General features: G+C 62.9%; 24 protein-coding genes. 8 read left to right on the plus strand and 16 right to left on the minus strand.

The window, feature by feature from the left end; translation table 11 throughout:
• The first annotated feature begins 20 nt into the window (after positions 1 to 20).
• A complete protein-coding gene (locus AC3WOG_RS35125; RefSeq protein WP_492582306.1) occupies positions 21 to 1994 on the plus strand; it encodes a methyl-accepting chemotaxis protein in 1974 nt (657 codons plus the stop codon).
• A gap of 51 nt (positions 1995 to 2045) precedes the next feature.
• Here the strand turns inward: AC3WOG_RS35125 and AC3WOG_RS35130 are convergent, their stop codons facing one another.
• Complete coding sequence (locus tag AC3WOG_RS35130; RefSeq protein WP_492582307.1) at positions 2046 to 2699, minus strand: glutathione S-transferase family protein; 654 nt, start codon at positions 2697 to 2699, stop codon at positions 2046 to 2048.
• Positions 2700 to 2914: 215 nt separating this feature from the next.
• Between AC3WOG_RS35130 and AC3WOG_RS35135 the strand changes: the two genes are divergently transcribed.
• Positions 2915 to 4348, plus strand: coding sequence for a polyhydroxyalkanoate depolymerase (locus tag AC3WOG_RS35135; RefSeq protein WP_492582308.1), 1434 nt, complete (start codon positions 2915 to 2917; stop codon positions 4346 to 4348).
• Positions 4349 to 4408: 60 nt separating this feature from the next.
• On the opposite strand, the gene AC3WOG_RS35140 is transcribed toward AC3WOG_RS35135, so the two are convergent.
• From AC3WOG_RS35140 to AC3WOG_RS35170, 7 genes are all read right to left on the minus strand, one after another.
• Positions 4409 to 4843 carry a cupin domain-containing protein gene (locus tag AC3WOG_RS35140; RefSeq protein ID WP_492582309.1) on the minus strand — a complete coding sequence of 145 codons (435 nt, stop codon included), beginning with the start codon at positions 4841 to 4843 and terminating at the stop codon, positions 4409 to 4411.
• Positions 4844 to 5012: 169 nt separating this feature from the next.
• Entirely contained in the window at positions 5013 to 5624 is a 612-nt protein-coding gene (locus AC3WOG_RS35145; protein ID WP_492582310.1) for a flavin reductase family protein, read from the minus strand.
• Positions 5625 to 5731: 107 nt separating this feature from the next.
• On the minus strand, positions 5732 to 6685 hold the full coding sequence (locus AC3WOG_RS35150) for a 3-hydroxyacyl-CoA dehydrogenase family protein (RefSeq protein ID WP_492582311.1): 954 nt from the start codon (positions 6683 to 6685) through the stop codon (positions 5732 to 5734).
• A gap of 109 nt (positions 6686 to 6794) precedes the next feature.
• Positions 6795 to 7103 (minus strand): hypothetical protein, encoded by a 309-nt coding sequence (locus tag AC3WOG_RS35155; RefSeq protein WP_492582312.1) that lies wholly within the window; start codon positions 7101 to 7103, stop codon positions 6795 to 6797.
• 439 nt (positions 7104 to 7542) lie between these two features.
• A complete protein-coding gene (locus AC3WOG_RS35160; protein ID WP_410837869.1) occupies positions 7543 to 7701 on the minus strand; it encodes a hypothetical protein in 159 nt (52 codons plus the stop codon).
• A 194-nt stretch (positions 7702 to 7895) separates the two neighbouring features.
• Entirely contained in the window at positions 7896 to 8204 is a 309-nt protein-coding gene (locus AC3WOG_RS35165; protein ID WP_492582313.1) for a hypothetical protein, read from the minus strand.
• Between the two features lie 216 nt (positions 8205 to 8420).
• Positions 8421 to 9704: a hypothetical protein gene (locus tag AC3WOG_RS35170; protein WP_492582314.1), complete on the minus strand. Its 1284-nt coding sequence runs from the start codon at positions 9702 to 9704 to the stop codon at positions 8421 to 8423.
• A 57-nt stretch (positions 9705 to 9761) separates the two neighbouring features.
• On the opposite strand from AC3WOG_RS35170, the gene AC3WOG_RS35175 reads away from it, so the two are divergent.
• Entirely contained in the window at positions 9762 to 10055 is a 294-nt protein-coding gene (locus AC3WOG_RS35175) for a hypothetical protein (protein WP_492582315.1), read from the plus strand.
• A 47-nt stretch (positions 10056 to 10102) separates the two neighbouring features.
• The gene (locus AC3WOG_RS35180; protein WP_492582316.1) at positions 10103 to 11212 is read left to right on the plus strand and encodes an AGE family epimerase/isomerase; all 1110 of its coding nucleotides are present in this window, start codon (positions 10103 to 10105) and stop codon (positions 11210 to 11212) included.
• Between the two features lie 52 nt (positions 11213 to 11264).
• Here AC3WOG_RS35180 and AC3WOG_RS35185 read toward each other — a convergent pair whose 3' ends face one another.
• Positions 11265 to 11540: a hypothetical protein gene (locus AC3WOG_RS35185; RefSeq protein ID WP_492582317.1), complete on the minus strand. Its 276-nt coding sequence runs from the start codon at positions 11538 to 11540 to the stop codon at positions 11265 to 11267.
• A 219-nt stretch (positions 11541 to 11759) separates the two neighbouring features.
• Here AC3WOG_RS35185 and AC3WOG_RS35190 point away from each other — a divergent pair, with 219 nt between their 5' ends.
• Entirely contained in the window at positions 11760 to 11963 is a 204-nt protein-coding gene (locus AC3WOG_RS35190; protein WP_007178724.1) for a cold-shock protein, read from the plus strand.
• 111 nt (positions 11964 to 12074) lie between these two features.
• Here the strand turns inward: AC3WOG_RS35190 and AC3WOG_RS35195 are convergent, their stop codons facing one another.
• Positions 12075 to 13697: a methyl-accepting chemotaxis protein gene (locus tag AC3WOG_RS35195; protein WP_492582318.1), complete on the minus strand. Its 1623-nt coding sequence runs from the start codon at positions 13695 to 13697 to the stop codon at positions 12075 to 12077.
• A 271-nt stretch (positions 13698 to 13968) separates the two neighbouring features.
• On the opposite strand from AC3WOG_RS35195, the gene AC3WOG_RS35200 reads away from it, so the two are divergent.
• From AC3WOG_RS35200 to AC3WOG_RS35210, 3 genes are all read left to right on the plus strand, one after another.
• Positions 13969 to 14403, plus strand: a complete 435-nt coding sequence (locus AC3WOG_RS35200) for a PaaI family thioesterase (RefSeq protein WP_492582319.1) — start codon at positions 13969 to 13971, stop codon at positions 14401 to 14403.
• 108 nt (positions 14404 to 14511) lie between these two features.
• Positions 14512 to 14814 (plus strand): ArsR/SmtB family transcription factor, encoded by a 303-nt coding sequence (locus AC3WOG_RS35205; protein WP_492582320.1) that lies wholly within the window; start codon positions 14512 to 14514, stop codon positions 14812 to 14814.
• 31 nt (positions 14815 to 14845) lie between these two features.
• Positions 14846 to 16198, plus strand: coding sequence for a pyridoxal phosphate-dependent decarboxylase family protein (locus tag AC3WOG_RS35210; protein WP_492582321.1), 1353 nt, complete (start codon positions 14846 to 14848; stop codon positions 16196 to 16198).
• A gap of 113 nt (positions 16199 to 16311) precedes the next feature.
• Here AC3WOG_RS35210 and AC3WOG_RS35215 read toward each other — a convergent pair whose 3' ends face one another.
• The 6 genes from AC3WOG_RS35215 to AC3WOG_RS35240 form a co-directional block, all read right to left on the minus strand.
• Positions 16312 to 17160, minus strand: coding sequence for an ureidoglycolate lyase (locus AC3WOG_RS35215; protein WP_492582322.1), 849 nt, complete (start codon positions 17158 to 17160; stop codon positions 16312 to 16314).
• A gap of 36 nt (positions 17161 to 17196) precedes the next feature.
• Entirely contained in the window at positions 17197 to 17940 is a 744-nt protein-coding gene (locus AC3WOG_RS35220) for an SDR family oxidoreductase (RefSeq protein ID WP_492582323.1), read from the minus strand.
• A gap of 54 nt (positions 17941 to 17994) precedes the next feature.
• Positions 17995 to 18825 carry an amidohydrolase family protein gene (locus AC3WOG_RS35225; protein WP_492582324.1) on the minus strand — a complete coding sequence of 277 codons (831 nt, stop codon included), beginning with the start codon at positions 18823 to 18825 and terminating at the stop codon, positions 17995 to 17997.
• Positions 18826 to 18831: 6 nt separating this feature from the next.
• Positions 18832 to 19872, minus strand: a complete 1041-nt coding sequence (locus AC3WOG_RS35230) for an aldo/keto reductase (RefSeq protein ID WP_492582325.1) — start codon at positions 19870 to 19872, stop codon at positions 18832 to 18834.
• A 78-nt stretch (positions 19873 to 19950) separates the two neighbouring features.
• Positions 19951 to 21264: a UxaA family hydrolase gene (locus AC3WOG_RS35235; protein WP_492582326.1), complete on the minus strand. Its 1314-nt coding sequence runs from the start codon at positions 21262 to 21264 to the stop codon at positions 19951 to 19953.
• 42 nt (positions 21265 to 21306) lie between these two features.
• Complete coding sequence (locus tag AC3WOG_RS35240; protein WP_492582327.1) at positions 21307 to 21633, minus strand: UxaA family hydrolase; 327 nt, start codon at positions 21631 to 21633, stop codon at positions 21307 to 21309.
• Positions 21634 to 21637 lie beyond the last annotated feature (4 nt).

Genomic DNA, 21637 nt, shown 5'->3' on the forward strand with positions numbered 1-21637 from the left:
CCTTTACTCCGCAATCGCCGATGGAACTTCTCTCTTTGCGCCGCGCCAGTGTGGGCGCCAGGCTGGCAATGCTTTCCTGCGCGCTCGTGGCGTTGATTTTCGCCGCCTTCACCTGGGGACTCACTCGCACTGCGGGCACGCAGATCAGCGATCAGGTGCTTGAACGCATCGCCGATAAGGACCGTTCGATCGCCGCAATGATCACGCTGTTCGACAAAGCGTTATCGGCGGAAGTCGATCGTTCGATGTCGCTGTTCGCGAGCTTCCTGCCCACCGGCTATACGCTCGACGAAACCCAGAAGGTCGACATCAACGGACTCGCCACGCCGACCATCAAGGCCGGCGACAAAGTCCTGAACATGGACTTCTCGATCCCCGACCAGTTTCTCGAACGCAGCGGCGCGGTCGCCACCGTGTTCGCGCGCAGCGGCGACGACTTCGTGCGCGTGACGACATCGCTGAAGAAACAGGACGGCTCGCGCGCGATCGGCACCCTGCTCGACCGCAAGGCGCCGGCGTACGCGCTGATCGTCGCGAACCAATCCTATACCGGGCTTGCCACACTCTTCGGCAAACGTTTGATCACGCAATATCGACCGATTACGGACGCAGGCGGCCGGGTGATCGGCGCGCTGTTTGTCGGCGTGAACGTGGACAGCGAAATCCAGTCGGTCGAAGACGGCATTCGCAAACTGAAGATCGGCGACAGCGGCTATTACTTCGTGGTCAACGCTTCAAATGGCGCGGAGCGCGGCAAGCTGATCGTGCATCCGGCCGCCGCCGGCCAGATCGCCGACAACACCAACGCGCCGTATCAGCAGATGCTCGAGATGAAACAAGGGCAGCTCGAATACAGCTCGGCAGATGCGACGCTCAGCGAGCGCGACGCGCGCGACAAATTCGTGTCGTTCATCACCGTGCCGGAATGGCACTGGCTGGTGGGCGGTGTCGCACCGCGCGACGAGGTGATGGCCGACGTCACCGCTACCCGCAACCGCTTCCTGTTGATCGGTTTCGCGCTGGTCGGGGTGTTCGCGGCGGTATTCCTGATCGCTGTGCGCCGCCTCGTGAGCCGCCCGCTCGATGAAGCCGCCAAAGCGTCCGAGCGTTTCGCCGCAGGCGACCTGAGCGTGCGCGTGGCGCAAGGCGCGCATGCTCGCGCCGACGAAATCGGCCGCCTGATGCAGTCGATCGACGGCATCGGCGAAGGTCTTGCGCGCATCGTCTCGCAAGTGCGCAGCGCATCGACCGACATGTCTTACGGCACCGAAAAGATTGCCACCGGCAGCGGCGACATCGCCGCGCGCATCGCCACACAAGCGAGCAGCCTCGAAGAAACCGCCGCCAGCATGGAGCAGATCACCTCGACCGTGCAGCAGAACGCCGACCACGCCGCACAAGCCAACACGCTCGTCACGAACGCCGCCGACGCCGCGCTGGAAGGCGGCCGCGCCGTCGAACGCGTGGTGTCGACGATGGGCGAAATCAGCCGCTCGTCGCAGAAGATCGCCGAAATCACCAGCGTGATCGAAGGCATCGCGTTCCAGACCAATATCCTCGCGCTGAACGCCGCCGTCGAAGCGGCGCGGGCAGGCGAGCACGGCAAGGGCTTCGCGGTGGTGGCCTCGGAAGTGCGCGCGCTGGCGCAGCGCAGCGCGGCGTCGGTGAAGGAGATCGAGGGCTTGATCGCCGAATCGACGGCGACCGTCAAAAGCGGTTTCCGGATCGCCGAAGAAGCCAGCTCGACGATGCAGGGCATCGTTCACCAGGTCGGCCAGGTGCGCGCGATCATGGCCGAGATCAGCGTCGCGTCGCGCGAGCAATCGGGCGGCATCGAGCAGGTCAACCTCGCCGTCACCCAGATCGGTGAGGCGACCCAGCAGAATGCGACGATCGTCGGCGAGGCCGAACTCGCGGCGGCCGAGTTGCGCGATCAGGCCGCGCGTCTCGCGCAGGTGGTCAGCGTGTTCAAGCTGGAAGCCGGGCGCGACTAAGTTGCCGGTGCGGTGCGCCTCGTTTCGTCGTGGCGCGCCACCGTGCCGTGGTCAGAACTCGACGTCCAGTTCGTCGATCTCTTCCACTTCCTGCTGGGCGTCGGCAATCCATTGCTGCATTTCGGGCAGCGCCATGATGCGCTGTCCGTATTCGACGATCTCCGGATCGAGCTTGACGTCGTAGGTGACGAAACGCGTCACCACCGGCGCGTACATCGCATCGGCCGCCGTGCGCTCGCCGAACAGAAACGGGCCGCCATACTGCTTCAGGCATTCGCTCCAGATCGTTACGATGCGGTCGATATCCGATTGCGCACGCGCCCACACCTTGAAGCCGGGAAAATGCGCCTTGAGGTTCATCGGCAACGCCGAGCGCAGCGAACTAAAACCCGAATGCATCTCGCCGCAGATCGAGCGGCAGTGCGCCCGCGCGCGGAGGTCCCTGGGCAACAGCGCCGCCTCCGGCTTCAGCTCGTTCAGGTATTCGGCAATCGCCAGCGTGTCCCAGATCTTGATGCCGTCGTGAAACAGACACGGCACCAGAATCGACGGCGACAGCAGCAGTAATTCGGCACGCGCGGCGGGATCGTCGATCGGCATCACGATCTCTTCGAAAGGCAGGCCGCTGAACCTGGTCAGCAGCCAGCCGCGCAGCGACCACGACGAATAATTCTTGCTGCTGATGGTGAGCGTGGTATTCGTCATACGTTCCTCCTGATGAGGCGTTCGCGCGACGCCTGACGATGCGCATGCACGCTGCCGTGCGTCGGCGCACCAAAGCGCGGCAATTCCGGCCCGCTTCAGCAACTGCCGCAAATGCTATGCCAACGTACACTTAGCATAAGGCAGCGCGTATGCTTGATTGGCACGTGACTTGCCTCTATTCGAGTCCCTTCCTTTCTAGCATTCGTGCGAAGGTTATGAACCTGTTCGCATATCCCACATACCAGGCATTTGCCGACATGATGCTGCCGATGCGGCACGGCGCGGCTCTGGTCAATCATTCGCTCGACGCATGGCCTGCGCTCGGCGAAACGCCGCACGGCCGCTCGATGCGCGCGGCCTGCGATCTTTTGACACTCGCCGGACTCACGCCGGTTAGACCGCCGTTCGGTATCGAAAGTGTTGTGACGGAAGGCAAACCGGTGGCGATCGTCGAGGAAGTCGTCGCGCACACGCCATTCTGCTCACTGTTGCATTTCCGTAAGGACACCACGCTTTCCACTCCGCAGCCACGCGTGCTGGTGATCGCGCCGATGTCCGGCCACTTCGCGACGCTGCTGCGCGGCACCGTGCACACAATGCTGGCCGAGCACGACGTCTACATCACCGATTGGCACAATCCGCGTGACGTGCCGCTCAGCCAGGGCCGCTTCGGTTTCAACGAATTCGTGCAGCATGTGATCGACTTCATCGAAACGATCGGACCGGGTGCGCATGTGCTGGCCGTGTGTCAGCCGACGGTCGCCGCGCTCGCCGCCGCCGCGCTGATGGCCGCCGACGATCACCCCGCGCAGCCCGCCAGCATGACGCTGATGGCCGGCCCGATCGACACGCGCATCAACCCGACACGCGTCAACGAATTGGCGAAGAGCAAGCCGATCGAATGGTTCGAGCAGAATTTGATCAGCGCGGTACCGTTCGGTTTTGCGGGCGCGCACCGTCGCGTGTATCCGGGCTTCGTGCAGCTCACGGCGTTCATGTCGATGAATCTCGGCCGCCATCTCGACTCGTTCGAGACCATGTACTACGAGCGCGCCAAGGGCGATCCGGCGAAGGCCGACACGATTCGCACCTTCTATGAAGAATACTTCGCGACGATGGATCTGACCGCTGATTTCTATCTGGAAACCGTCGATACGGTTTTTCAGCGGCACGCGCTGCCGTTGCATGAACTCGAAGTGAACGGACGCAAGGTCGAACCGTCGAAGATCAGGCGCACCGCGCTACTCACTGTAGAGGGCGAAAAAGACGATATCTGCGCGGTGGGACAGACGCTCGCCGCGCAGGACATGTGCGACAAGTTACGGCCGTATCTGAAGACGCATCATGTGCAAACCGGTGTGGGGCACTATGGCGTGTTCAATGGACACCGCTGGGAGCGGCAGATTTATCCACGCGTGCGCGCGGTCATTTACGACAACGAGCCGCGCGCGGTGCTGGTCAGTTCGCGCGCGCGCACGATTCAACCTGTGCCCGCGGCGACGGCCGCAGACGTGACCCCAGCGGCGCCGGCTGCAACTGCGGTGGTGGACGTCGACGTGAACGCTGCGGTGGCTGCCGTGTCGAATGGCGCCGCCGCGAAACCGCAAGCGGCGCGCTCGGCACGTCGACGGCCGCCGGCGGCGCAATGAGTTGTTTCCTCTAAAGGCGGTTACACGAGAGCCGCCGCAACTGCGGCGGCTCTACTCTATTCAAGCCGCGACGCTCTTCCAGGGCGTCACAGCCGGCACTTCGCACGGCCCTTCGACTTCAATCGATTTGAAATCGGCCGGCGAAACGATCTCGATGTACTCCATATCTTCCGAATAATCGAACAGATAATGGACGATGCCCGGCGCCTGATGCACGCAATCGCCGGCGGCGACAAGTGTTTCCTTGTCGCCATACATGAAGCGCGCCCAGCCCTTCAGCATGATCACAATGTGGAAATCGGCCTCATGACGGTGCCAGCCGGTGCCTTGCTCTGGTGCGTGATTCGCCTTGACGAGTTGCGCGAGCACTTTGCCGCCGGTCGCCTGGGCAATGCCTAAATCGCGGTAGAGAAAAAAATCGCGTAAGCCCTGATCCACATAGGACGTGTCTTGCGGACGGACATGCGAGAACTGCGTAGCGAATTCGGTAGACATGATCGCGCTCCTGGAGAGTGAGCCGGTACTTGAAAACGACGCGTTGGAGTGCCGGTTGCAAGCATCAAGCGGGCCAGTTTTCGAGCCCGGGCTTTCCGCGAACGCGATGCGGTTGATGCCGCGCCGCACTGGGCGACGCGGTTCAAATAGTTGATGCCTAGTTTGAAGTTTACGCGCTCGGGCGGAACATCTGGAACATCGCGCCAATTTCAGCATAGTCCGCGCGGTAGCCGGCGCGCATGATCGGTTGCGCGGCGTGCGTGTCGAACAGACCGTCCTTCAGATACGCTTCGTTGATGTGCACGCCGACCACCTGGCCGAGCGACAGATAGTTGTCCATCGGCGTGCCGTCGAGCGTATGCAAACGCACCACTTGCAGCAGCTTGCACTCGAGCGCGGCCGGCGACTCCGCGACATGGGGCACTGCTACGTTGCGGCCCGGCGCCGGCGTGAGGCCCGCGAGTTCGAATTCGTCGACGTGAGGTGCGACCGGCGCCGACGAGCGGTTCATCTGCTCGGCGAGCGGTTTGCTCGCGAGGTTCCATACGAACTCGCCGGTAACTTCGATGTTGGCGACGCTATCCTTACGGCCCTCGCTGCAAAACCCGATGATCGGCGGAAACGAGGCGAACGCGCCGAAGAAGCTGTACGGCGCGAGATTCAGCGTACCTTCGGTGTCGCGTGACGAAATCCAGCCGATCAGCCGCGGCGCGACGATTGCCTTGAACGGGTCATGCGGGAGACCGTGGCCGGCGGCGGGGTCGTAGAAGTAGTGGGACATGGTTGGTGCGGTTGGGCGTGGTGGGTCGGGAAAGGTGGTTATACCGCAGTCGCGTGGACACTGCCGGGGGGCGAGCAGCCACGGTGTTGGTGGCCCGCCCCCCCACTTCACCCGCGGCTGATCACCCGCTTGCGCCCTTCCTTCACCTGCGCGAGATGCGCATCGTCCCAATCGTAAAAGCCCGTGCCGCTGCGCACGCCGATCCGTCCGGCGTCGACCTGCGCGCGCAGCAGATCGAGCACGTCTTCATCTTTGGCGAGCTCCGGCATCAGATGCGTCGAGATATCGAGGAACGTATCGAGACCGCCGAGATCCGCGCCTTCGAGCGGCCCGACAATGCCCCAGCGGCGTCCCAACGACGCCTTCATCACGCGATCGACCACATCCGGCGTGGCCGCGCCCGAACGCACGATGTTCAGCGCCTCGCGCAACACCGCGAACTGCAGCCGGTTGCCGACGAAACCCGGAATCGCCTTGGCCAGCACCACCGGCTCCATGCCGATCGCGCTCATCAACGCGGCGGTCTGCTCGGTCACTTCCGGCAAAGTCGCGGTGCCAGGCACCACTTCGACGAGCGGAATCATGTGCGGCGGATTCCAGAAATGCGCGATCAGGAAACGCGCCTTCGCGCGCAACGGAGCAACCAGTTGGTCGGGCGGAAAGCCGCTGGTGTTGCTCGCGAGAATCGCGTCGTCGGACATCAACGCGGCTAGCGATGCATATAAGCGATGCTTCAGTTCGAGCACCTCGGGAATCGCCTCGATCACGAATTGCGCCGACGCCATGACGTCGAGTTCCGCGTGCGTCTCGATGCGCGCGAGCGCCGCCTGTTTGGCGGCTTTGTCGATCCGTCCGGCGTCGATCAGTTCATCGAGTACCGCTTCCGCTTTCGGCGCAACGCTTGCGAGGCGCGCCGGATCGACGTCATGAACGATCGTCCGATGCCCGTGCAACGCGCTTTGCGTCGCGATGCCGATGCCCATCAGTCCCGTGCCCACTAAGCCTATGACTGCCTTGTCCACGCCGCTCTCCTGCTGCCTTCGATGAAAACTTTCAAGCATAGCGCAGCACGCCTGTTTCCAACGCCGAACGTGACGAAGCCGGTCTTCCGTGAGGAAAGACCGGCTTCGTGGACTTCACGCCGCGTCGAGCGGCGCCGTCATCCGCGCATCAGTAACGCGGGGGCGGCGGGCGATGATCGTCGCGGTCGTGGTGGCGCGGATCGTAGTCGTGCGGATGATGGCGCATCCACTCGTCATGTTCCCAGTAACGATGGCCGTCGTAGTAACGATCGCCATGCCAGCCGATATTGATCGAGACGTCCACCGGCATCATGTGCGGCTGACCGTGAACCGCGGGACCCGGCCCGTTTTCGACAACGACCCGCTCCTGTGCAAAGGCGCTACCGGCGGCGAGCAAAGCACCACCGGCCAGCAAAGTAGCGAGAATCGAACGCGACGTCTTGTTAAAGGTTTTCATAGTGACCTCCCAGGCAAAGTTTTGTGTCAAGCCGGCGTCCGTGTTCGGTCGACCTTGGACTGCAAATTCAGGTTCACACCAGACGCCGTACGCTTGAGACGAACTTTAGCGATGCAAACCGCGTGAAGACGTGAGCACTTGTAAGCGTACATTTCATACACGGGAAGCAATGGACAGCGCGCTTTTTTGCCTTCGCCGCCGGTCTACAGCGTGATGCGCGCCGGAATGGCAGCGTGGCGCAGCGGCGCCATGTCAGGCGCCGTTACATTCATTTCGGCGGGGAAATATTCGGACAGATCAGACATTCGGCGAGCATGCCGCCAGAAAAAACAAAAGCCACGGCACGCGTTTCGCGAGCAGTGGCTTCAATAAGGCGAGGCGCACTCGAGGTGCGCACCTATGCGCGATGATCCGCGCTCAGGCTGTACAACGTGGCTGTTTAGTCGGTCAGCTTGATGCCGAACAACGTAGCCTGTGCTTGGCGCACACGCTGTGCTTCGCGGCTACGCGCTTCGTACGAGTAGTCCGAATCCAGCGGCAGATGGGGCGACGCAAAGAGGTCGCTGACCTTTTGGAACAGTGCAAAAATGAAGCTCATGGCGACTCCCAGTTGGTTACTGCAATTTGCTAGGGTTTTCCCTTAAAAAGAATTATAGGGTTTTCCCTAGGCAAAAGCTAGTGCAATGCAGCAATTTTTCGGGTGCGGTGCGTTGCCGCAGGCTTTATGAGCATGGTGCGTTGCATCATGACAACGACCCCGTTTCTTTCATTTTCAGGGTCAAAACTGCCCGCCTATTGGAGCGTGGTGGACTGCGGCTTCCTGATTCGCGCCGGCTTCGCGCTCGTCATGCCTTTGCGCGGGTTGACCACGGCGGCGTCGACAGTGCCTGCCGCCGCACTCTCCGACTGCACCAGCGTCGCGCTATTGACGGACACGATCAGGCCCGGCAGGGTCCGCGCGGAGTTATCCTGCGGCTTGACCGACGTTCCCGACGCCGAAAACTCGACGCTCAGTGCCCAGTGCCCCTCATGAATGCCCTGATCGCGAAGCAGCGCGCGGATCAGTTCATCGATGGAATATTTGTGCTCGCTGGTCGGCATGGTGGCTCCCGTCAGAAATTGCGCTGGCGTATCCGGTCCGGCTTCGCAACAGCAACGAGAGTGTAAAACGCGAATTCGACTTGCGAGAGGCCGGCAGCGGGCGGCGCCTTACGGCATCTATCCGGCAACACGTGGGGAGCGGGAGAAGCGCCGGCCAGGCGGGCGGCAAAGTGAGTCGCCGCGACCGGCTGACGCCGGTGCGGCGATCACTGAAGATCAGTGCGAATTGGCTGCTTGTGGCTTGTGCGCGTGCTGTGTTCGTGCGCCGCGCTTGCCACGAGACGGACTGGCGGCAACTTGCTGGGTTGCGGCCGGCGACGAAGCGGCAGCGGCATTGGCAGCCGCCGCGTTGACCATCGCCATGTGGGTGTCGAGCAGGCTGGCCATGGCCGCTTGCTGGTTTTGCATCATTTGTTCGATACGGTGCTGCTGGGCCGTGGTTTCACGCGTCAGACGCATCAGCAACACCGTCTGCGTGATACCGATCGCAACCGTGACCAGCAACGCGCCGACCACGATCGACAGCATCCATTTCATGCGGCGTGAATGGTCGGTCGCGGCGCGGCGTTGATCGGCGATCACGCCATACAGCGCATCGACGGTATCGGCGAAGGCGGTTGCGCGCGCACGGTCGAGTTCAGGCGTGACACGCAATGCCGCCGCAGCCGCTTCGGCGCGCTGGGCCGCCCTGAACTGCGCGCCAAACGCGGCGTTCGCCTGCGCCGACACATTGCCCGACGGCTGGCCGTCGGACTTCGGCTCGGCGGCTGCCACAGCGTCGCTTTCAGGCGAAGCGCGCTCCGTTGTGGCATTAGCGGCTTCGGCCACAGCTGCTTCGCGCGAAGCCGTTGTCGCCTTGGCGAAAGTCGCCGCAAAGCGCTGCGATGGCAACGAAGGTTTGGCGCCGGCCGTGGTCGAGGAACCCGTATCCGCCGACGCACCCGGCTCGCTCGCTTGACGCAGCGCGGTCACACTGCGCGCCACGGTCGCCGCCGCCATCGCGGACGTGAGCGGCGCTGCCGCGGGTTTTTCTTCGACAGCGGCCTCGGCGGCCGGCTTCGCTTCGGCAAAAGCCAATTCGTCCAGCGGCAATATCGCCTCAGCCTGCGCCGTCAGCCCGCTCAACTCCGCGTTGAGCGGCGCTGGTTCATCGGACTTCGCAGCGCGAGGCGCGCGGCGCGCCGCTTTCGCGTCCGACGGCGTGTCGGCATCGATCGCGCCGACCGCCGCCAGCACCACATCGGGTAATTCGAAACCATCCAGCGTGCCTTGCCGCACGTCGATGTTCATCGCTTCGAGGGTGGCGCGGGTGGGATCGTCAGGGAACAGGTCGAGCGTACTATCGTCGCGCGAAGCGTCGCTCAATTGCGCGAGGCGTTGTGCTGAGCGCGCGGCGCGCGCCAGCTTGTTTTCGGTTTCGGTCGAGACGGTGGCCTGGCGCCGTTTCTTTGAAGCGGCGCGCGGAGGCCGGGACTGCGTGGATGCTGCGGAATCTGCCATAGAGAAAAAAGCGGTCGTCGCCAAAAAGCGGGCGCCGAGCACCGCTCGTCAATACCATTGGAATTTTTCGAGACCGCATTGTCGCATGGCCGCATGCACCTGCCGAAGCCATTCGCCGACGATTTGCCAATTTTAAGACGGCTCCCTGTCTGGCCGGAACGGCTTGACGCCGGGCAGTGGACGCACGCGTTCGCAGAGCGCTTCGTATTCAATGCCTGGCACGACCTGGGCAGCCATCCGCGACGGATCGAGCACGACATGTTGGCCGGACAGCATTTGACGCGTATTGCGCTCCCGCGCCGGCGTGCCAGCGGCACGCGTTTGCTTTATGCTTGGCCGCACGCCGAATGACCTGAATCAATGGGCGTTTCGAATTACCGCGTTTGACGAACTGAACTATGCAAAGCATGAACCCTTCCGCCGCTTCGACGATCTCCCTGGCTGCCACGCTGCGCGATCACTTCGCCCGCGTGGTGCTGCCGCTGTGGCGCGGGCCGGGTTTCAACACGGAGTTGAAGCTGCCGTACGAAGCGGTCAGCGCCGACGATCATCGACCGGTTCCCGCCGCACGCTACCGTGCGATGGCTTGCGCGCGACAATTGTTCGTGTTCTCGCAAGCCGGTGACGCGGCGCACGCACAGGTGCTGTTCGACGCGCTGACGCACACGTTTCAGGACACACGCAACGGCGGATGGATCTACAGCGTGGATGCGCAAGGCGTGCCGCTCGACACCACCAAAGATTTGTACACCCACGCGTTCGTCGTGTTCGCGTGCGCGGAATATGGCCGCCGTTCCGGCAACCGCGACGCGTTGGAAATCGTGCATCGCACGTCGGCGTTGATTCAGTCTCGCTTTGCCGCCGACGGCGATCTTTTCAACGCCGCTTTGGACGCCGACTTCGCCGCCGTGACCGGCACGCCGATCCAGAATCCGCTGATGCATCTGACCGAGGCCTGGCTGGCGGCCCGCGAAGCCACGCACGATGCCGCTTTCGACGCCGCGTTGAGCCGCCTTGCCGGCGCCGTCGCGCGACATTTCGTGCATGCGCCGAGCGGCTGCGTCGCCGAGTTGCCACTGGGCGCCGACGACAACCGTCTGGAGCCGGGGCATCAGTTCGAATGGTTCTGGCTGGTGAAACGCGGGGGCGCTCTGTTTGAGGCCTCGGGTCTCAACGAAGCGCTAGCGCGCGCGTTCAGCTTTGCGCAACAACACGGTGTGGATAAAGACACCGGCGGCGTTTGCGCGTCGCTCGACGAAACCGGCCGGATCAAGGACGCCACCCAGCGGATCTGGGCGCAGACCGAATATCTGCGCGCGCTGGCGAGCCACGACGACCCGGCTGCACTAGCCACGCTGCCGGGCCAGATCGAACGTTTCCAGCAGCGCTTTCTGCGTCCGCAAGGCTGGTTCGAATGCAAGACGCCGGCGGGTGAAGTGGCGCGGGCAGACATGCCGTCGACCACGCCCTATCACCTTGCAACTGCCTACGAGGCGCTGCCGGGCTGAGCCGAGCGCCGTCAAACCCGGACGCCGCCGGTTTAGTCGACCGACCGGTCGATCAATACTCTTCGCGCTGCCAGGGTCCCCAATCGGCGTTGGCAGATTTAAATCGCGTGAAGGTCGCGCTTTTTCCGGTGGGGGTGTCCGACGCGTCGCCGTGCGGCTTCTGGTCGGTGGTGTGAAGGGCGAAAGCCTGGTGATCTTCGGTGTCGACGGTAATTCGGCCGACCGGATCCAGGGTGCCTTCTTGAGGTGATTTAGACTCCAATATCGCGAGATAGGGGGTCAAACGACTCCAGAACGACGTAAGTTCTTCTTGCAAATAATGTGTCAATGTTTTTCCTGGAAGAGTAATACAAGCAGTTTACCCTACCGGCCGGGGCACCCCTTCAAAATGCCTCGAAGGGCTCAAAACGGGGCTATCGGGGGAATACCCGAATACTTGTTGATTGGCGTCCATCATAAAGACGTGATACAACTCATACCTCGCGCTCGATCTCGTGTTGAGAAATAGCGGTCGCGAATGCAACACACAACATTTACTGGATTAAAAATGGCAACAGGTACTGTGAAGTGGTTTAACGATGCAAAGGGCTTTGGCTTCATCACGCCGGACGACGGTGGCGAAGACCTGTTCGCGCACTTTTCGGAAGTTCAAGGTAGCGGCTTCAAGTCGCTGCAAGAAAACCAGAAGGTGACGTTTGAAGTTAAGCAAGGCCCGAAGGGCAAGCAGGCTGCGAACATCCAGCCGGCCTAAGTACCCTCAGGTACGCCTGGCACCCTTAGGCGCTTGCGTCTAAAGCAAAATGGCCCGCTCGCGCGGGCCATTTTCATTGGCAAACGCCATTTTTCCAGGCGCTTGCAGGGCTTAAATCGCCCGCGCTTCTGACAGCGAAAACACCGCAGCCTGGCCGCGCATGTCATCAATGTGTTGCGTACGCAACACAGTTTCCGAAATTTCGAACACGGACACGGCCTGCTTCAGTTGCTGCGTCTGCTGATGCAGCGAAGCTGCCGCTGCAGCTGCCTCTTCGACGAGCGCCGCATTCTGCTGCGTCATCTCATCCATCTGCACCACTGCCTGATTGACCTGTTCGATGCCCGTGCTCTGCTCGAGCGACGACGCGCTGATCTCGGCCATCATCTGCGTGACGCGTGAAATCGATGCCGAAACGTTGCTCATGGCTTCGCCGGCATGCTCGACCAGCATCGAACCGCCCTGAATCTCGGCAACCGATTCGCTGATCAAGGTCTTGATTTCCTTGGCCGACTGCGCGCTGCGCTGGGCCAGCCCCCGCACCTCGCCCGCCACCACCGCGAAGCCGCGGCCCTGTTCGCCCGCGCGGGCCGCTTCGACGGCCGCGTTCAACGCGAGGATATTGGTCTGGAACGCAATGCCGTCGATCACCGAAATGATCTCGGCGATCTTGTCCGAACTTTGCGCGATGCCGCGCATCTTCACAACCACTTCGTTGACCACTTCGCTGCCGCGCGAGGTCGCATCGAGCGCCGTCTCGGCGAGCGCGTTGGCTTCGCGGGCGTGCTCGGCGTTCTGGCGCACGGTGGCGGTCAGCTCTTCCATGCTCGACGCGGTTTCTTCGAGCGAGGCCGCCTGGTTTTCGGTGCGCGCGGACAGATCGGCGTTGCCGGTGGCGATTTCGTCGGCGCCCAGGTGGATCGAGTCGGCGGATTCGCGCACGGTCTGCACGGTGCGCGCGACGCTCGCCTGCATTTTCGCGAGGCCGGAGAAGAGACGCCCGATTTCATTGGTGCCGCGCGATGCAATCGGCTGGTCGAGGCGGCCCAGCGCGATGCGCTCGAAGTGACGGCCGGCTTCTTCGAGCGGCGCCACCACACCCCGGCGCAACGCCATGTGAACCGCAAACGTGCCCACTACCAGCAACAGCAGAATGGCGATGCTGACGCCGCGGAACATCGCCATGCGTGCGTCGATCGAATCGAGCGACGCGCGGCTCGCCGCGTCGCCGAACTGCACGAAGCGGTGCGACTCGGCGAGGTAGTCGTCCTGGAACGACTGGGTGGGCTGGTCGAGAAACGCCTGAATATTGTTCGAGTCGAGGAACTGCACCAGCTCCGCGAGCGCGTCGTGCAGCTTTTTATAGCGCTCGGCCAACGCCGTGGCGCGGGCGCTGTTTTCGTCGCTGGTCTTCTGTGCGCTCATGAAAGCGGCGAATGACTGATCGGCGGCCGTCAGTTGTTCACGGGCGTGCTGCACGATGTCGGCCGGCTCGGCGCCGCCGCGCACCATCCGCGTACCGGCGCGCGACAGGTTGATACGGGCATCCATCAGATGCTGCGTCGTTTCATTGACTGCATCGACCTGCTTCAACGCGATATTCGACAGATCGCCCACGTCGTCGTGAGTGCGCGTGAGCGACCAGAACCCCAAGCCAACGGTCACAAGCTGGAACACGCAGAACGCGGCCAGGACACATAACAGGCCGGATGCGACCTTGATCTTGCTGAACATCGTGAACACCTGAATTGCAAAAGAATGGCAGGGAGCTACCTTCGGGTTAACGGCAACGTCAGGCGTGGCTTGAGATCAATTTCCCTAAAAATCGCCTTACGTCCCCTTTTCATCGGCCAACTTCAAAATTGCAGTCGTTTTGCACAACAATGTGTGGCGGATTTTTCCGAATCACCTTGACGCCGTGCACACACGCTTCCTAGAGTGGGTAGGGACTGCACAACGCACGCCAGTGCAGATGCCACCGCGGGCCATGCCCGAAGGAATCAAGATGACCGACCTCCTCGACCGGGCGCGCGGCGCACTGCATGCCCAGCCGTTCAGCATGCTGCTTGGCGCCGAGTTGATGCACACGGGCACCAGCGAACTGACGCTGTCGCTGCCGATCCGCGACGAACTGCGGCAGCAGCATGGCTTCGTGCATGGCGGCGTCATCAGCTATCTCGCCGACAATGCGCTGACGTTCGCCGGCGCGTTATCGCTGGGACCGAAGGTCGTGACCGGCGAGTACAAGATCAACTATCTGCGGCCGGCGATTAACGGCACGCTGATCGCGCGCGCCAAGGTCATCTACGCGGGTCAGACTCAGGCGACCTGCCAATGCAACGTCTACGTGATGGACGGCAATCGCGAGAAGCTTGTTGCGGTTGCGCAAGGCACCGTCAATCGGATCAGTGACAGCGGCGAGCACGAACCGGCGGGTTGAACGGCCAACGGGCCGCTAGTCATAACCGTACCGCCGGAAAGCCGGTTGCTCACGTTTCGTCATTTAGCTAATATACGAAACGTTACCCGCAAGTAAAGCCGACGCCAGATGACGGACGACCTCACGCGCATCAACGCCCTTGCCAATGCCAGCCGGCTTGCCGTGATGCGCTGGCTGAAAGAGCCGACCCAACACTTCCCCTATCAGGACCACGCGGACATCGAAACGGTCGGCGTGTGCTGCACCTTCATCACCGACAAGCTCGGCATTGCGCCCGCCACCACGACGCGGCACATGCGCATCCTCGCCGACGCCGGTTTGGTGCGCGCGCAGCGGATCGGCAAATTCACCTACTACAAGCGAATCGACGCCGAATTGCAGAAGCTCGGCCGCGATCTCGCCAATCTCTAGACCTGCTGGCACCACGACCTTAAGGACCCTCATGGACGAACTCGCCCTTGTAGCCGACGCGGACCGGCGCGCCCACGCTTACCTCGCGGCCATCGGCAAGCGCCGGGTGTTTCCGGACGCCGCCGCGCTGGCGCAACTCGCCGCCTTCGACGAAGCATTGCCGCAGCACGGCCACCCACCCGCCGACGTGCTGCGCCTGCTCGACGAAAGCGGCTCGCCTGGCACGGTGGCGTCGAACGATCCGCGTTACTTCGGCTTCGTGATCGGCGCGGTGTTGCCGGCGGCTGCGGCAGCCGAGCGTTTGATGGGCGCGTGGGACCAATGCGCGTCGACCTTCGACAACTCGCCGGCGGCCGCCACCATCGAAAAGATTGCAACGCGCTGGGTGCTCGATGCGCTCGATCTGCCGCGCCAAGCGGCAATCGGTTTCGGCACCAGCGCGACCGCCTGCACGCTGGTTTGCATCGCGGCGGCGCGGCGCGCGTTGCTGGCGCGCCAGGGCTGGGATTTCGACAACGACGGCTTGATCGGTGCACCCACCGTGCGCGTCGTGATTTCCGAAACCGCGCATATCACGGTGAAGAAGGCGCTGCGCGTGCTCGGCTTCGGCATGAAGCGCGTGGTTCTCGCGCCGGTCGATGCGCACGGCCGTATCGACCCCGCGCAATTGCCGCCGCTCGACGAGCTGACGATCATCTGCATGCAAGCCGGCGAGGTGAACACCGGCGAGTTCGACCCGTTCGCTACGCTGATTCCGCGTGCGAAGGCAGCGGGCGCGTGGGTTCATGTCGACGGCGCGTTTGGCTTGTGGGCGCGGGCGTCGTCGAAGCGGGCGCTGACGGACGGCATCGAAGGCGCGGACAGTTGGACCACCGACGGCCATAAGTGGCTCAACACGCCGTACGACGGCGCGATGGCGATCTGCCGCGACGCGGACGCGCTGTCGGCGGCGATGAACAGCGATGCGGCGTACTTGAGCGCCGCGCACGATGCGCAAAAGAACCTGAACCTCGAGTTCTCGCGCCGGCCGCGTGGCATTCCGATCTGGGCGGCATTGCGCTCTTTAGGGCGGAGCGGCGTGAAGGACATGGTCGATCGTCATTGCGCGCAAGCTTCGCGCATCGCCGAGGGTTTGCGCGCCGCCGGTTTCGAAGTGTTGAATCGCGTCGTCTTGAATCAGGTTCTGGTGCGCGCGGCAACCGATGAGCAAACCGTCGCGGTTCGCGAGGCCGCGCAGGCTTCGGGTGAAACGTGGTTCGGCGGGACGGTCTGGCAAGGCAGGCCCGCGTGTCGCATCAGCGTGTCGTCGTGGCGCACGGAAAATCAGCATGTCGACCAGCTGGTCGCGCTGCTTGCGCGGCTGCTCAAAGCTCAACATGTGTGAACCCGCCTGAACGCTCCCGCCAAGAAGGGGGGTCATAAAAAAAGGCCGTTCCTGCTCAACGCGGAAACGGCCTTTTTCATGATCGATCAACACCTTTCGACTACACCAGCCACTCACTCCGCCGCATAAGTCTTCTGCGTCTGCTCGCCTAGGCCTTCGATACCCAGTCGGATCGTCTGCCCCGGCTTCAGATACACCGGATTCGGCTTCACGCCCATGCCGACGCCCGGCGGCGTGCCGGTCGAAATCACGTCGCCCGGTTGCAGGCTCATGCACTGCGACACATACGACACCAGCTTCGCGACGCCGAACACCATCGTCTTCGTGCTGCCGTTCTGATAGCGATGGCCGTCCACTTCGAGCCATAGGCTCAGGTTTTGCGGATCCGCAACTTCATCGCGCGTGACGACCCACGGGCCGATCGGGCCGAACGTATCGAAGCCCTTGCCCTTGTCCCACGTGCCGCCGCGCTCGATCTGCCACTCGCGTTCCGACACGTCGTTGATCACGCAATAACCGGCGACGTAATCGAGCGCGTTGACTTCGTCGACGTATTTCGCCGGCTTGCCGATCACCACGCCGAGCTCGACTTCCCAGTCGGTCTTTTTCGAGCCGCGCGGAATTTCGACGTCATCGTTCGGGCCGCTGATCGCGCTCGTCCACTTGTTGAAAATCACCGGCTCTGCCGGCACCGGCAGATTCGATTCCGCCGCGTGATCCGCATAGTTCAGCCCGATGCAAATGAACTTGCCGATCTTGCCGACGCACGGGCCGATACGCGGATTGCCTTCGACCAGCGGCAGCGCAGCCGGATCGACCGCGCGCAGTTTGGCGAGACCTTCAGCGGTCAGCGCGGCGCCGTCGATATCGGCGACCACTGTCGACAGATCGCGAATCTTGCCCTGCGCGTCGAGCAAGCCCGGCTTTTCCTGACCTTTCGGCCCATAACGAAGCAGTTTCATCCTGACACGTCCTTTTTCAGTGATATTCGGTGTGCGTCAATTCGACCAGCCGCCGTCGATCACATGCGCGTGACCAGTGGTAAACGACGACTCGTCGGACGCGAGATACAGCGCCAGCGCGGCGATCTCTTCGGGCTTGCCGACACGGCCCATCGGCTGGCGCGCGACAAAGGCCGCCTGCACGACGTCGAGCGTCACGCCTTGCGCCTGAGCCTGCTCGGCGATCCGCTGTTCGAGCGACGGCGAGGCCACCGTGCCCGGGCAGATCGCATTACAGCGTACACCACGCGTGATGAAGTCCGCAGCAACGGACTTCGTCAGTCCGATCACCGCGGCTTTCGACGCGCTGTACGCAAAGCGGTTCGGCACGCCCTTCACGCTCGACGCCGCCGACGACATATTGATGATCGAGCCGCCGCCCTTCTCCAGCATGGCCGGCAAGAACGCGCGGATCGTGCGGTACATCGCCTTCACATTCAGGTCGAACGCGACGTCCCAATCTTCTTCGCTGCATTCGAGAATCGTGCCGGCGTGCACAAAGCCCGCGCAATTGAACAGCACGTCGATCGCGCCGAGTTCGGCGGCCAGCGCCTTGATCGCCGCGTCGTCGCGCACGTCGAGCTTGCGTGCTTCGACCGGCTTGCCGGCGAGCCCGTCGATGCGGATATCGGTGGCGATCACGCGCGCGCCTTCGCGTGCGTACAGTTCCGCGGTGGCGAGGCCGATGCCTTGTCCCGCCGCGGTGATCAGGGCCGTCTTGCCGGCCAGTCTTTGTGTCATCTACGACTCCAGTTGAATGGGCTTCTCTTGTCCTCGCGACTCGTCTTCATCGCGTCAAAGTCGATAAAACGCGGCGGCGTTATCGCCGAAAACCGCCTCGCGCTCGCCGTCGCTCAAGGACGCGAGCAAGGTGTTCGCCACCGAATGCCACAACAGATAGTCGCCGTTCAGATCGAGTACCGGCCAGTCGCTGCCCCACATCAAACGCGCCGGACCGAACGACGCCAGCAGATGATCGACATACGGCTGCAAGGTTTCTTCGGTCCAGCCAGGCGCGGCCTCCGTGACGAGCCCCGACAGCTTGCAATGCACGTGCGGCAATGCTGCGAGCCGCGTGATCGCGTCGGCCCATGTTTGCCAACCCGCGCGAGCGTAACGGATCGGCGGCTTCGCACCATGGTCGACGACGATGCGCAGCACCGGAAAGCGCGTCGCGAAGATTTCGAAGTGCTCGACGTGGCGCGCGTAAATCAGCGCGTCGAACGCAAGATCGTGTGCGATCAGGGCTTCAATCGCGGGGGCGAGATCGGGGTTGGCGATCCACGTATCGTCAGGTAAATCCTGCAACATCGGCCGCACGCCTTTGAACTTCGGCTCATGCGCAAAAGCATCGATCACGTCCGGCGCTGTCGGCAACAACAACGGCACCCAACCGACCACGCCCGCAATCGACGGCTCATGGCGCGCGATATCTAGCAAGTAACGCGTTTCATCGATGGTCGGCGCCGCCTGCACCACCACCGTCCGCTCGATTCCCGCTCTGTCGCGCAACGGTGCGAGGTCGGCGGGGCCAAACGGGCGATACAGGAGTTTCAGTTCCGGTGTGAGCCACTCGTAATCGCCGCGCGCGGGGTCCCAATAGTGCTGGTGGGCGTCGATATGCATCGTCGGTCAATCCTCCGGCGCGGGCGCGCGGCTGTCGAGCAAACCCTTGTCGCGCAACGCGGACCACAACGCCGCGGGGATCGGCTGCTCGAACGACGCCACATTCTCGCGCAATTCATCGGCACTGCGCGCGCCGGTCAGCACGGTGGCGACCGCCGGATGCGCATAGGGAAACTGCAAGGCCGCGGCGGCAAGCGGCACGCCATGCTCGCGGCACACCGCTTCCAGCCGTGCGACGCGCTCGATCACTTCGCGCGGCGCATCGCCGTAGTTGAATTTCAGATCGCCTTCGACGCCGCGCGCCAGAATGCCCGAATTGAACGCGCCGCCTAACAGGATGCTGACGCCGCGTTGTTCACATGCCGGCAGCAGGTCGTCGAGGGTGGTCTGTTCGAGCAGCGTATAACGACCCGCGAGCAACGCGCAATCGATATCGAACTCCGCCATCGCGTCGAGTATTACCGCGCCTTCGTTGACGCCGAGGCCGACCGCCTTAACCGCACCCGATGAACGCAACTCGTCGAGCGCGCGAAAGCCGCCACCTTCGGTCAGTTGCCGCCAGTAATGGGGATTCTTGTCGCCGTGCGTGACACGGCCGATATCGTGCACCAGCAGGATGTCGATATCGACAATGCCCAGGCGCTGCTGGCTATCCTCGAACGAACGCAGAATGCCGTCGTGCGTGTAGTCGTAGATCGCTTCGAACGGCAGCGGGTTTTGCCAGCCTTCGCTGCCGTCGTAGGGCGTGGTGCGCGGCACGAAGCGGCGCCCCACTTTGGTGGACAGCACGAACTCGCCGCGCGGATAGCAGCGCAACGCGTCGCCCAGACGATGCTCGGCTTTCGTATGGCCGTAATGCGGCGCGGTATCGAAGTAACGCACGCCCGCGTCCCACGCGGCGGCGATCGTTGCGTGCGCTTCGTCATCGGACAGATCGCGGTAAAGGCCGCCCAGTGGCGCCGTACCGAGCCCCAATCCGCTAACTTGCAGCGCGCGGCGGCCGATGCCGCGCCGCTGCCCGATCTTCGAACCGATCGTTGCCGTCATTGACCGCGTCTCCTGTGATTAAACGTGTTTTAGCACGCGCGGACGAGGTTTGCCCAGCGCGTTCGTGAACCGATCTGCTCAGTGCGCCTCGATCGCGACAGCCCGATGCGGCGCTGCAGCGCTCGACGGCAAGCACGCCGGCCCGACCGGTTCGAAGGTCTTGTAAGTCAGAATGAATTCCTGATGCCCGAGCATCTCCGATTTCGATGCCGCGCCTCGGGACACCGCCACCGTTTGCTCGAACACTTCGCGGCCGACTTCGTCGAGCGTGCCGCGTCCTTCGAGAATGCGGCCCGCGTCGACATCCATATCGCCGGCCAGATTGCGATACGTCGACGGATTCGCGCACACCTTGATGACTGGCGAAATCGCCGAGCCGACCACCGAGCCGCGGCCGGTGGTAAACAGAATCACATGCGCGCCGCATGCGATCAATTCGCCGATTTCCGCGTTGTCGCTGATGTTCGGAAAACCGAAGCGCGGTTCGCCGTCCGGCACGACATCGAGCAGATAGAGGCCACCGGTCGGCGGCACATCGCCCGGTTTGACGATGCCGACAATCGGCGACGCGCCGCTTTTGGCATACGCGCCTAAAGATTTCTCTTCCTGCGTGGTCAGGCCGCCGTCCGCGTTACCGACCGCGAAGCTGCCGTGCCCGAGAATCGAGTAATAACGCGCCGCCTTCGCCACGCACGCGACGATTGCATCGCCGAGGTCGGGCCGCGCCGCGCGCGTTTTCATATGAAATTCACAACCCACCAGTTCGCCGGTTTCTTCGAAAATGCAGGTGGCGCCCGCGTCGATCAGATGATCGAACGCGCGGCCCACAGCCGGATTCGCGGTGATGCCGCTGGTGCCGTCCGAGCCGCCGCAGATCGTGCCGATCACCAGCTCGCTCAGCGCCATCGGCACTTTCTGTTGCGCGGCGAGCTGCTTGCGCGCGTCGCGAATCCAGTCGACGCCATATTGAATCGTGCTGCGCGTGCCGCCTTTTTCCTGAATCGTCAGTATTTCGACGGGACGGCCGCTCGCGCGCACCACGTCCGCCAGATAGTGCTTGTTCATGCTCTCGCAACCGAGCGATACGAACAACACCGCGCCCACATTCGGATGCGTGGTGAGACGCTCGAGCATTTTCTCGGCGTAACCGTTCGGATAGCAGCCGGGAAAGCCGATCAGATGCACCGGCGGCTCGCGCTCGGCCGAAGGATTGTCGAATGCATCCAGCGGCTCGCGAAACTGCGTGACGATCTCGCGCGCGACGTGGTGCGCGCACTCGACCAGATACGCCACCGCGACCACGTTGCGGATACCTTTGCGGCCATCGTTGCGCAGGTAGCCTTGCAGCGTCGGCTGCCGCGCGGCGGCAGATGCTACGGAAGTGTCAGTCATGATCGCTCCAGCGTGGCGCGCGGCCACTTCAATGTGCACAAATCAGTGATGTACGAACTGGTGGCCCGCGTCGTGCGTATAAGTCGGCAGGTAATCGCTTTCGAGGTTGTGCGTATGCAGATGCGCGCCACGCGCGACTGCTTCGGTCACGTGACCGATCACTGCGCCGTAACGCAGCACCTTGTCGTCTTTCGCGAGTTCATGGCGTGCCACCTTATGACCGAGTTCGATCGTTTTGGCGAGCGTCACGCGCTCGCCTTCGATCTCGACTTGCGTGCCCGCTTCGAGGCGCGCCGCCGCGATCAGGCAGTTATCGGCGGGGCTGAGCAGGATCAGGCGCGGGTCGGTTTGCAATGGGCGGCTGGTCAAGTGT

This window comes from Paraburkholderia sp. FW306-02-B, from assembly GCF_058782725.1.